Source organism: Parendozoicomonas verongulae, assembly GCF_009711465.1.
Lineage (GTDB): Bacteria > Pseudomonadota > Gammaproteobacteria > Pseudomonadales > Endozoicomonadaceae > Sansalvadorimonas > Sansalvadorimonas verongulae.
Window position 1 is genome coordinate 1 of sequence record NZ_SMME01000755.1, and the last position, 8,691, is coordinate 8,691.

Sequence of the window (8,691 nt, forward strand, 5' to 3'; positions counted from 1 at the left end):
GGCGCTTATCCAGAGTGGTGCAAACAAAAGTGCGCAAGATAAACTTGGTAGAACACCACTCCATACAGCAGCCAGATATGGTAATTCTGAGATTGAATTAGCACTTATCCAGGTCGGAAAGTACATTGATATAGATATTCGGGATAATAGTGGTTGTACACCGCTTCATACAGCTGCCAGATACGGAAGTGTTGAAATCGTTTTGGCTTTGATAAAGCATCAAGCACACTTGGATGCTAAAAATAATTTTGGAGAGACACCGCTTCATGAAGCCGCTGAAAATGGGAACAAGGATAGCGCCTTGGTACTCATTATTTATGGAGCGAATAAAGAAGCAAGAGATCTGGCGGATGAAACGCCGCTGCATGCTGCTGCCAAAAATGGAAAAATCAGCACAGTTCTTAAGCTTGTTGAGTATGGGGCTGACAAAGACACGACAGGCTTGATGAGAAATACACCTCTACATTTAGCAGCAAGCAGAGGACATACTGAAACTGTTTTGGCACTCACTGGAGCGGGGGCAAACCATCAATTAAAAAACCGGCAAGATGAAACACCTTTTCATCGGGCGGTAAAAGAGGGGAAGAAGGAGTCAGCCTTAGCCTTATGTCAAACAGGAGCACAAACTGAAATTCCTGACTCAGCCTTATCTGGCAGAGTCAATCAATGGCTTCGTGAAGAAGGAATTCTATCATCTGCAGTCGTTCAGCCAGAATCAAGTTCGGAAATATTGCTTGAATCCAGCGGTACTTAAGTACCCGGACCATTACTTTCACATAGTCTGGCGGTGTCTTTTTCCGCTCTTGCGGCGTCACAACTCTGGTCACGTTGCGGGCTACGCTCCCGACGTTGTTCCTTGAAGAGCGAAAAAATTCACTCGCCACCATTATGCGAAAGCAATGGTCCGGGTACTTAACGGGGCGAAGCAGAGCAATAACATGAACGTTTATTGATAAGGAAGAAGCCTCTGCACAGTCAGTTCACTGCGCAGAGGCTGCTTTGAGCAAGTTGTTTATTAACTTACCTGATCAAGAACATACTGCACCAGCAGAGGCACAGGACGACCAGTTGCGCCTTTATCGCCACCACTCTTGGAGGCCGTACCAGCTACATCAAGATGCGCCCAGGGGAATTCCTTGGCGAAGCGGGACAGGAAGCAACCGGCAGTGATAGTACCGGCAGGGCGGCCACCGATGTTAGCGATGTCAGCAAAGTTGCTGTCCAGCTGCTTCTGGTAGCTGTCGTCCAGCGGCAGGCGCCACGCTTTGTCACCCGCAACGTTACCGGCGCTGAACAGAGAGTCTGCCAGTTCGTCGTTGTTACTCAGCAGGGCGCTGATGGTGTGACCCAGTGCGAAGATGCAGGCACCGGTCAGAGTGGCGATGTCTACCACAGCCTTTGGCTTGAAGCGCTCGGCGTAGGTCAGTGCGTCACACAGAACCAGACGGCCTTCTGCGTCGGTGTTCAGAATTTCGATGGTCTGACCAGACATAGACGTCACGATATCACCAGGCTTGCTGGCGTTACCGGCAGGCATGTTCTCTGCAGCGGCAACCATACCGATCACGTTGATGGGCAGTTCCAGCTCGATGATGGTCTTCATAGTGCCGAATACAGACGCTGCACCGCACATGTCGAACTTCATTTCGTCCATGGCTGCACCAGGCTTCAGGCTGATACCGCCGGTGTCAAAGGTAATACCTTTACCCAGCAGGACGATAGGCTGATCGCCTTTTTGGCCGCCCTTGTAATCCATGATGATCAGCTGGCCTTCCTCGGAAGAGCCTTTGGATACAGACATGAAAGAGTGCATGCCCAGCTTGGTCATCTCATCTTCGCCCAGTGCCTTAACAGACAGCTTGGCAACACCTTTAGCCAGCTTCTTGGCTTCTTCGGTCAGATCCTTGGGCGTACATGCGTTGCCTGGACGGTTACCCAGATCACGGGCAAGTGCCATACCGTTAGCGGTCGCAACACCTTGAGCAGCCGCTACCTTGTTTTCTTCCAGAGCTTTACGACCAGCTTGCAGCAGGGTTACGGCTTCCAGCTTGGCAGCGTCTTTGTCAGCTTTTTTGCTCTTGAACTCATTAAAGGTGTAACCGGCGCTTACAATTTCACGGCTCAAGATGTTCAGCAGCCAGGTGCTGTCGCGGTCTTCCAGCTCCAGATCGTCAAATGCAATAACGGCCTCCTGTACGCGGGCACCAATCAGGGCTCGGGCAACACCGGCACAGATTTTTTCTGCAGCGGCTGCCTTCAGCTCTTCACCGGTTGCAACCAGCAGTACACGCTCTGCCTTGATGCCGGTTACGGTTGGAACCATCAGTGTCTGACCAGCAGACTGCTTCAGGTCACCACGTGCAACCAGAGCACTCAGCAGGCCACCGGTTTCTTGATCAACACTGCTGAAAGCAGGAAGCTCACCCTTGGCATCAGTAAACAGAACCAGGCACTGAGTCTGTTGCTTGGCTGCGCCACCGCTCTTAACTGTAATTTCCATTTTATCTCCCGTTCAGAGGTAAAAACCGGTGCGTTATCCTTGTGTTTGTTGGATAATTCCCGGTCTTATTCAGCATGCAGGCGGTTTTTGACCACACTGCAAAGACTGCCTGTCGATGTTCTCGACGGGTAGCCTGAAACTCGCATTGGTTTAACAGTGTGTACGGTGAAGCTCAGGCAGTATTTCGAGGGGGTTTCGAAGCACAGTTTCGAGACTTTTCTGTAACGACTGTATACTCACCGAGTTTACGACAGGTTTGTACGGATTTTCAGCCTTTTCTATCAGTCTTTCGGTATTTTTTTACTGTTTATGTACGGTGAGTACAGAAAAACAATGAAGGTGAGGCTTATGTGTAGACGGGATTTACAATTTTGATCGTTCTTCGATATTTATCCAGAGAGTTGATTCAGGGGTGGCTGGCAATCAGTGGCATTTTGCTTCTGATCATTGTTAGCGGCCGCTTTATCAGATATCTGCAACAGGCAGCAACGGGCGAACTGAAACCTGAATTTCTGTTCGCCATAATGGGGTACCGCCTGCCAGGTTTTCTGGAAATTATTCTCCCCCTCGGATTATTCCTTTCTATTTTGCTGGCCTACGGGCGTATGTATGTGGACAGCGAAATGGTGGTGCTGGAAGCCTGTGGCATGAGTCGAAACCGTCTTTTGGGGTACACCCTGATTCCTGGTTTCTTCATTATGCTGGTAGTGGCTTACACCAGTTTTGTATTGAGCCCATGGGGAGCTGGCAAAGTGGAGCGCATCCTGAACACTCAGGATGCCATGACCGAGTTTGATACGCTGACGCCGGGTCGCTTTCAGTCCATAGACCACGGCGGACGTGTGACGTATACGGAAAGTCTGACGCCTGATAAGTCCCGTATGGAAAATGTGTTCATCGCCCAGAAAAACCAAACCAAGAGCCATGATCAGCGTGGTAAGCTGACAATTCTGCTGGCAGACAGTGGCCAGATTCATATGGATGAAGACAGCGGTAAGCGCTATCTGCTATTAAACGACGGCTATCGTTATGACGTCGTGGCCGGTCAACCAGAGGGGCGTTTAACCCATTATGAAACCTATGGTGTACAAATGCAGGACAACGACGTGCGTCCGGTCACCAAGGAAAATACTCTGCCAACGTTGGATATTATTGGTAAAACCCAGCCTCGCCTGCAGGCAGAACTGCAATGGCGTATTTCGTTGCCACTGTTGATTCCCATCGTAATTCTTATGGCCTTGCCGCTGGCACGGGTGAATCCTCGCCAGGGTCGGTTTATGAAACTGTTGCCCGGTGTATTACTTTACCTGTTCTATCTGGCGCTGTTGATTGCAGGCCGTGGGGCGATTGAGGATGGCAAGATTCCAGCGAGTATCGGTCTCTGGGGTGTTCATGCTCTGTTCGGTACCATTGCACTGCTGATGTTTTTTGGCCCTCAGCTCTGGATGAAGATCAAAGCTGGCCAGACAGCAGGTAGGGTTGAGAGGGCGCAGGGATGAAAAAACTGGATCGACATATCGGCATGACCGTTCTTACGGCGATGCTGGTGGTGATGATCGTTATTAGCTTTCTCGACACGCTGTTTGGCTTTATGGCACAACTGGACGCTATACGTGCTAACTATCAGCTGCCGGAAGTGATGCGCTATATGCTGCTGACCACTCCCAAGCGTATCTATGAGGTGATTCCTGTAGCGGCTTTGATTGGGTGTCTTTCCGGTTTGGGATCTCTGGCGAACCACAGTGAGCTGGTGGTGATGCGGGCGGCAGGTGTGTCACTGGTGCGTATTGGCTGGTCGGTGATGAAACCTGCCATTGTGCTGATGCTGATAGGGCTGATTCTGAGTGAATATATATCACCGGTGACCGATCAGATGGCAGAAACCGGTCGTAAAATCGCCCGTTCTGCGGATGGGCACTACTCCGATGAAGGCTTATGGCATCGTGAAGGGAATGAGTATCTTTACTTCAACGCCGTGGAGCCGAATGGCGTTCTGTATGGGATTAATATTTTCCGGTTTGATGATCATAAACTGCAGGAAAGTATTTATGCAGAACGCGCCCTTAGCCAGGGGGATCATTGGATACTGGAAGGCGTAGAAGCCAGTCAGTTTCACGATGATAAAGTAGAGTCCCGAGTGGCGGCTACAGAGACCTGGCAGACCAGCTTAACCACGACGCTGTTGAAAGTAGTTGTTATGAAGCCCGAGAACCTTTCGATTTCCGGTTTGTACACCTACATAAACTACCTGCAGAAGCAGGGGTTAGACAGCGGCGAGTACAAGCTGGCGATGTATAAGAAAGCGCTGCAGCCTGCTGCTATCTTCGCACTGGTTCTGATTGGAATGTCGTTTGTGTTTGGCCCGCTGCGTGCGGTATCCATGGGATTGCGACTGTTTAGTGGTGTGATTACCGGTGTAACCTTTATGATTATCCAGAATCTCATGGGGCCAGCCAGCCTTGTGTTTGGGTTCTCTCCATTTGTGGCGGTTCTTGTGCCCATTCTGGTTTGCTTCGCAGTGGGGGCTGTTTTGTTGAAAAGAGCTGGTTGATTCCGTTTTCTGACATCACCCTATGCCCGTCATGGACGGGCATTTTGTAGAGAGGCCGTGTTCAACCATAAAACTAGTCACCTTTTTTCGGGATCAGAACAACTTCTGATTCTGAATAGCGGTCGTACCAGGTTCTCTTCTTTTTATCGATGACTATCCAGAAAACCCCAAGCCCTGCCAGTCCCAGAGCTGGAATAGCCACTATAAACCGCAGCAGGCTTTGAATAAGCGTGAGGTTACGGCCGGTTTTAGTACTTCTTACCCGTAGCCGCCAGGCTTGCATACCAAGGGTCTGACCATTCTTTCCCCAGAAGTGGGCAAAAAAGAAAAACATAACAAACAACAAAATGGTACTGAGAAGGGGGTTAAAGCCAGTAGGGGCAGACTCCAGCCCCAGTAGCCAGTTGTGAACAATGGCGTGATAAAGGCCTGAGATCACCATTACCATCGCCAGAACCAGCATAGTGTCGTAAAACATGGCAGCAAGTCTTCGCCATAGAGGGGCTGGTTGTAGATCAATGCTTTTTTGAGACATTTGTTTTTCTACGTATAAGTACTTGATGGCAGTTTACGGATTCACTCCCCCTGCGCAAGAGCATAACGTTGCTCCAATGCTGAAGATGTCAGGCAGAGCAGATAATGGGATTGTTCTCTGGGCGTGCTATAAACGTAAGTCGTGCAAAGAATCGGGGTGGTTGCATGCCTAGGCGGCCCCCTCACCGGTTGGCTAAAGAGTTATTGGCAGGCTATGGTGAAGGCGGGCTGGCGGGTGATTTTGATGGATAACCGGGGTGTGAGGCAGTCGTCATCTATGAAGGGGTTTCCCTTGCTATCTCTTGGCGGAGAATATACCCGTACCTCAGAAAGTTCACATCATCAAGAAGCTGATCAGGAACCTGTAAACGGGTAGACTGGCCGTATGCATATTTTAATAAATACAAGGTATCGGAGTTGAGTAGTATGAAAAAGTGGGAATGTGTCGTATGTGGTTTTGTTTATGACGAAGCCGAGGGCTGGCCGGAAGATGGTATTGCTCCAGGCACGCCCTGGGATGACGTACCTGATGACTGGTTGTGCCCGGACTGCGGCACTGGTAAAGACGATTTCGAGATGGTTCAGATAGGCTAACCAGCCTATCCCTTGCCTGACTCTTCTCGCCTGACTGACTCTAAACGCCGTGTAGAGACTCTTTTACACGGCTGGCCTCCTTTTGTGGCTTTATCTTTGTTGACTTTTTAGTTCTTTTTCTCAGAATAGACTGATTAGTCGGTTTGCTGTTTTTAACAAACTATAAAGTAATGAAATGCGATATCACTATGAGCAAGCGAGAACAGATTCTGACCGCAGCCCTTAAGCTGTTTATGGAAAACGGTTTCGAAAAAACACCGACCTCTGCTATTTCGAAAGTGGCAGAGGTAGCGACTGGTACTCTGTTTCATCATTTTAAGACTAAGGAAGACCTGATCAGCACACTCTACTTCGAGATCAAAATGGAAGTACGTGATCACTTGTTTTCAGACTTTGACGAAACGGCTGACCTGAAGGTTAACTTGCAGGGGACGGCAGTGTCCATGGTGGATTGGTCACTTGAGAATCCCGACAAGTTTCAGTTTCTGGCACAGTTCGGGGAGTCCAGCCTGATTCCTTCCAATACCCGCGAGCGAGTAGAAGCAGCCTTTGAGAGCTTGAATATTTTGTTGCAAAAGGGCGCCGCTAATAACACGTTCCATGACGTTCCTGAAGAGCTTATGTTGCGGCTGATGTCTGCTCATTTGTTTGCAGGTGTCGGATATCTGCTGGAAAACCCTGAGAGCTGGCAGAACGCAACGCTGCGGAGCGCTTTTCTGGAATCTTTCTGGAATATCATCGCAAAAGTGGACCACAAAGAATAAGCAGACTTTGTTTTAGAGGTATGGAATGAAAACAACGATAGTGACTGTGGTGGCGCTGGCAGTGGGGGTTTTTATGATTGGGGGAATGAGGTCTGCCAGATATTCGGAGGAGGACGTTGAACGTTTTCAGGCGTCTCCCCAGTTCTCTGAAACCGACAAAAAATTCCGTAATAAAGCTGAAATCCATAAACAGGGGGTTGGCCAGATCTGGGACACTCTGAAGGAATATGTGCTTAATAAAGACAAAGATGCTTTTCCTGCCGAGGGGATAAGGACGCAGATGCTGGCTATCGACGATTTTTCTGAAGGGGGGCAGGGTGATATCCTGTTTTCGCGGCTTGGGCACTCGACACTATTGATTCGTCTGGGAGGTCGCAACTGGCTGACCGATCCGGTATTCAGTAAGCGTGCTTCTCCCGTACAATGGGCTGGTCCGAAACGGTTCCATGAAGTACCGGTGGACATAGACCAGCTGCCAGACATTGATGGCGTAATTATCTCCCACAATCATTACGATCACTTGGATTACGGCTCGATTCAGCAGTTAAAAGACCGCGTGCCACACTTTCTTGTGCCGCTGGGTATTGCCCGCACATTACAGAGCTGGGGCGTAGCCAAAGAAAAGATCATTGAGTTGGACTGGTGGCAGAAAACTCGGGTCGGTGATGTCGAGTTCATTGCCACCCCTGCCCAGCATTTTTCTGGGAGAGGACTGTTTGATTCCGATAAAACGCTGTGGAACTCCTGGGTGATTAGGAATCCGGAGCATTCTATTTATTTCAGTGGTGATACGGGATACTTCCCCGGGTTCAAGAAGATCGGCGAACGGTACGGCCCCTTTGATTATGCCTTTATGGAATGTGGCGCGTACAACAAACTGTGGGCGGATATTCATATGATGCCGGAAGAGACCCTGCAGGCTTTTAAGGACGTAAAAGGGAAAGTGCTGGTTCCTATTCATAACGGTACATTTGATCTGGCTATGCACGCCTGGTTTGACCCTATGAAAAGAATTACAGCGTTAGCAAAGAAAGAGAATATTCAGACACTGTTGCCTGTTATTGGTGAAACCGTTCGCCATTCTCAACTCTCCAATACCAAAGAAACAAACTGGTGGAAGGCCAGCGCAAGCAGCACTCTGTAAGTACCCAAACACAACTCTGGTCACGTAGCAGGCTACGCCTGCGGCGTTGTTCCTTGAAGAGCGAAAAATCCACTCGCCATCATTATGCGAAAGCAATGGTTTGGCTACTTATTGTCTGTACTTAGGGTTCTGTGATACTGCCAGTATCCAGCTCCAGTCCATTGACGAATTCCTGAGCGATAGTTGTCAAATCGTCATCATCAAGAACCAGAGCATTATGGGATCGGAAAGCTGTTCTGAGGTAATGCCCGTAGATGTCCCATTGAGAATAACTTGTTACCTTTATAAGCGCGTTCAGCTCAGCCGTTGATTGAGGAACATGGTGCCCTATTTGAGGAATGTGGTGTCTTATTTGAGGTATCGAAAGTCCGTCATGAGCATCAAGCCAACAGACAGTTATCCCCCCTCCGTTCACATGAGCTGTCTGATACACATAATCTGCAAAAACGTCTTTGATAAGCTCAGAATATTTATGGGAAATAACGAATAACCGTTTACGCAATGCCTCTTCATCAGGGCCATGTTGGCAATAATCCTTACTGAGTTCATTAGCCTTCTTCATCAAACTTGTATGCTCCCACAGAGGGGCCCCAGACAGAATGAC

General features: G+C 49.2%; 9 protein-coding genes. 6 read left to right on the forward strand and 3 right to left on the reverse strand.

The window, feature by feature from the left end; all coding sequences use genetic code 11:
- Nucleotides 1-754, forward strand: a 754-nt coding sequence (locus E1189_RS05340; RefSeq protein WP_196221216.1) for an ankyrin repeat domain-containing protein, incomplete at its 5' end; no start/stop codon positions are given.
- Nucleotides 755-1,015: 261 nt separating this feature from the next.
- Here E1189_RS05340 and E1189_RS05345 read toward each other — a convergent pair.
- Nucleotides 1,016-2,500, reverse strand: a complete 1,485-nt coding sequence (locus E1189_RS05345) for a leucyl aminopeptidase (RefSeq protein WP_155159016.1) — start codon at nucleotides 2,498-2,500, stop codon at nucleotides 1,016-1,018.
- A gap of 371 nt (nucleotides 2,501-2,871) precedes the next feature.
- Here E1189_RS05345 and lptF point away from each other — a divergent pair, with 371 nt between their 5' ends.
- On the forward strand, nucleotides 2,872-3,999 hold the full coding sequence (gene lptF / locus E1189_RS05350) for an LPS export ABC transporter permease LptF (RefSeq protein WP_155159017.1): 1,128 nt from the start codon (nucleotides 2,872-2,874) through the stop codon (nucleotides 3,997-3,999).
- Nucleotides 3,996-5,051: an LPS export ABC transporter permease LptG gene (gene lptG / locus E1189_RS05355; RefSeq protein ID WP_155159018.1), complete on the forward strand. Its 1,056-nt coding sequence runs from the start codon at nucleotides 3,996-3,998 to the stop codon at nucleotides 5,049-5,051. Before lptF ends, lptG begins: the two co-directional genes overlap by 4 nt.
- Before the next feature lie 73 nt (nucleotides 5,052-5,124).
- On the opposite strand, the gene E1189_RS05360 is transcribed toward lptG, so the two are convergent.
- A complete protein-coding gene (locus E1189_RS05360) occupies nucleotides 5,125-5,586 on the reverse strand; it encodes an RDD family protein (protein WP_155159019.1) in 462 nt (153 codons plus the stop codon).
- A gap of 425 nt (nucleotides 5,587-6,011) precedes the next feature.
- On the opposite strand from E1189_RS05360, the gene E1189_RS05365 reads away from it, so the two are divergent.
- The 3 genes from E1189_RS05365 (at nucleotide 6,012) to E1189_RS05375 (ending at nucleotide 8,087) form a co-directional block, all read left to right on the forward strand.
- Complete coding sequence (locus tag E1189_RS05365; RefSeq protein WP_155159020.1) at nucleotides 6,012-6,179, forward strand: rubredoxin; 168 nt, start codon at nucleotides 6,012-6,014, stop codon at nucleotides 6,177-6,179.
- Between the two features lie 188 nt (nucleotides 6,180-6,367).
- Entirely contained in the window at nucleotides 6,368-6,943 is a 576-nt protein-coding gene (locus E1189_RS05370; protein WP_196221217.1) for a TetR/AcrR family transcriptional regulator, read from the forward strand.
- 25 nt (nucleotides 6,944-6,968) lie between these two features.
- Nucleotides 6,969-8,087 (forward strand): MBL fold metallo-hydrolase, encoded by a 1,119-nt coding sequence (locus E1189_RS05375; protein ID WP_230460183.1) that lies wholly within the window; start codon nucleotides 6,969-6,971, stop codon nucleotides 8,085-8,087.
- A 121-nt stretch (nucleotides 8,088-8,208) separates the two neighbouring features.
- On the opposite strand, the gene E1189_RS05380 is transcribed toward E1189_RS05375, so the two are convergent.
- Nucleotides 8,209-8,691 (reverse strand): hypothetical protein (locus E1189_RS05380; protein WP_230460184.1); only part of this gene is annotated, 483 nt, incomplete at its 5' end.

Excerpts from the sequence above, each read along its gene's own strand:
- E1189_RS05345 (WP_155159016.1), bottom strand. The coding sequence starts at position 2,500 with ATGGAAATTACAGTTAAGAGCGGTGGCGCAGCCAAGCAACAGACTCAG.
- lptG (WP_155159018.1), top strand. The coding sequence starts at position 3,996 with ATGAAAAAACTGGATCGACATATCGGCATGACCGTTCTTACGGCGATG.
- E1189_RS05360 (WP_155159019.1), bottom strand. The coding sequence starts at position 5,586 with ATGTCTCAAAAAAGCATTGATCTACAACCAGCCCCTCTATGGCGAAGA.
- E1189_RS05365 (WP_155159020.1), top strand. The coding sequence starts at position 6,012 with ATGAAAAAGTGGGAATGTGTCGTATGTGGTTTTGTTTATGACGAAGCC.
- E1189_RS05370 (WP_196221217.1), top strand. The coding sequence starts at position 6,368 with ATGAGCAAGCGAGAACAGATTCTGACCGCAGCCCTTAAGCTGTTTATG.
- E1189_RS05375 (WP_230460183.1), top strand. The coding sequence starts at position 6,969 with ATGAAAACAACGATAGTGACTGTGGTGGCGCTGGCAGTGGGGGTTTTT.